This window comes from Sphingomonas sp. 2SG (assembly GCF_005503285.1).
GTDB lineage: Bacteria > Pseudomonadota > Alphaproteobacteria > Sphingomonadales > Sphingomonadaceae > Sphingomonas > Sphingomonas taxi.
On record NZ_SCMZ01000102.1, the window covers coordinates 1 to 2,120 of the forward strand.

2 protein-coding genes and 1 pseudogene are annotated in these 2,120 nt (G+C 72.0%); 1 reads left to right on the top strand and 2 read right to left on the bottom strand.

Annotated elements, in window-relative coordinates:
• Nucleotides 1–240, bottom strand: a pseudogene (locus tag FFS23_RS20560) (porin); the annotation flags it as partial.
• Nucleotides 237–1,313 (bottom strand): ABC transporter substrate-binding protein, encoded by a 1,077-nt coding sequence (locus FFS23_RS19860; RefSeq protein WP_249340775.1) that lies wholly within the window; start codon nucleotides 1,311–1,313, stop codon nucleotides 237–239. The pseudogene FFS23_RS20560 and the gene FFS23_RS19860, both read right to left, overlap by 4 nt.
• A 95-nt stretch (nucleotides 1,314–1,408) precedes the next feature.
• Here FFS23_RS19860 and FFS23_RS19865 point away from each other — a divergent pair, with 95 nt between their 5' ends.
• Complete coding sequence (locus FFS23_RS19865; RefSeq protein ID WP_171009567.1) at nucleotides 1,409–2,074, top strand: response regulator transcription factor; 666 nt, start codon at nucleotides 1,409–1,411, stop codon at nucleotides 2,072–2,074.
• Nucleotides 2,075–2,120 lie beyond the last annotated feature (46 nt).

The window sequence follows — 2,120 nt, forward strand, 5'->3', positions numbered from 1 at the left end:
CTGTGGCGGCGGCGTCTGCGCGACCTGTGGCGGCAGCGTCTGCGCGGGGGCGGGCGCCGGGGCCGGCGCGGCGGCGAGCGCCTGCTGGCCCTCGATCCGATCGAGCCGGGCGCGGAGGGCGGCGATCTCGGCCGCCTGCGCGCGCACCAGTTCGGCAAGCTCGGCCTGCGTCGGCGTCTGGGCGAGCACGGGCGTGGCGGCGACGAGCGCCAGCAGGGCGGCTCCGGTACGCAGAATCATGGGGTGGAGGCTCCGGCAAGGGTCGCGCGCCAGTCGCGCAGGAAGCGCTGGCGGGTGATGCGGTCGAGGGGGACGAGGAGTTGCGGCCCGACGCGGATCGGGCGCGCCTGCGCCGCGGGCAGCCGCCGCGCCGGCACGTCGGCGCGCACCGGCCACAGGCTGCGCGCGGCGAGCAGGCTCTGGCCGCGCCGCGACAGCAGGAAGTCGAGGAACAGCTTGGCGCTCGCCGGCGACCGGGCCTGACGCGCGATGAAGGCGATGCGCGAGGTGACGATCGTATAGTCGCTCGGCAGCACAACGCCGAGCCGCGGATCGCGCTTCGCCTGTTCCAGCGCGTAGGAGGCGATGACGTTATAGGCGATCGCCTGCCGTCCGGCGGCGACCGCGGCGAGCATCGGCTCGGTCCGCTCCGCCAGCACCGGCTTGGTCGCCGCGATCGCCGTCATCAGCGCGCGGCTGTCGCGGGTGATCGCAAGGTCCTCGGTCAGATAGAGATAGCCGACGTTGGACCGCGCCGGATCGAAGGTGGTGACGCGGCCGGTGAACTGCGCCCGCCGCGTGCGCAGCAGCGCCTCGAGCGCGGCATGGCTGCGCGGCCGCTGCGCGTCGGGGATCAGCCGGCGATTGTAGACGATGCCGATCGGCTCGGCGGTGACGCCATAGCCGATGTTCTTCCACACCACCTGCGCCGGCAGCGCCGGCTTTTCGGGGCTGGCATAGCCCTGGCCGAATCCGTCGTTGATGAGCTTGACCTGCAACGCCATCGCCGACGACCAGACGAGATCCGCCGACTGCTGCCGCGCGCGCGTCTCGCCGACCAGCCGGCGGTAGATCTCGATCGAGCCGAGGTCGACGTAGCGGACGCGGATCGTGGGATAGAGGCGGTGGAAGCCGGCGACGACGCCGACCAGCTCGCTGCGGTCGGCATTGCCGTAGACGGTCAGCCCGCCCTCCGTTTTCGCCGCGGCGATCAGCCCGTCATAGGAGCGCGGATAGCCCGCCGGCCGGGTCTGGGCGTGCGCCGTCGCCGCTGCCGCCAGCATCATCATCGTCCCGAATAGGATCGTCCGCATCCCGGCTCCTCTCGCTTTTCCGCTTCTGTGATCGGATAAGCTGCCATCGTGGGATATCCGGCGCACCTGTCAGCAACCTTTCACCGGGTGAAACCATGCGAATCCTGATGATCGAGGACGATGCCGCGCTCGCCCGGAGCATCGCCGCGCTGCTGCGCGCCGGCGGCCATGCGGTCGATCATTGCGCGAGCGGCGAGGAGGGGCTGACATTGATCTCGGGCGAACCCTATGCGCTGCTGATCCTCGACGTCGGCCTGCCCGACATCGACGGCTTCACCGTGCTCGAACGGCTGCGGCGGCGCGGCGAGAAGGTGCCGGTGCTGATGTTGACCGCGCGCGACGCGCTCGACGACCGGGTGCGCGGGCTCGACCTCGGCGCCGACGATTATCTGCGCAAGCCGTTCGAGCCGCAGGAGCTGGAGGCGCGCGTGCGGGCGCTCGGCCGGCGCCGCGGCGGCGATCCGACGCCGGTGGTGACGATCGGCGCGCTGACGCTCAACCGCTCGACCGGGCAGGCCGAGGTGAGCGGGCGTGCGCTCGACCTGCGCCGCCGCGAATGGGCGGTGCTCGACGCGCTCGCCACCCGCGCCGGGCAGGTGGTGCCGCGCGAACTGCTGCTCGCCGAGGTGTTCGGCTATGACGAGCCGGTCGGCCCCAATGCGATCGAGGTCAACGTCACCCGCCTGCGCAGCAAGCTCGCCCCCGACGGCCCGCAAATCCGCACGGTACGCGGCGTGGGATATCTGCTCGATGCGGGGTGAGGCGGAATGACCCACCGTTGCAGACGGACGGCGACCCGCCCCCTCC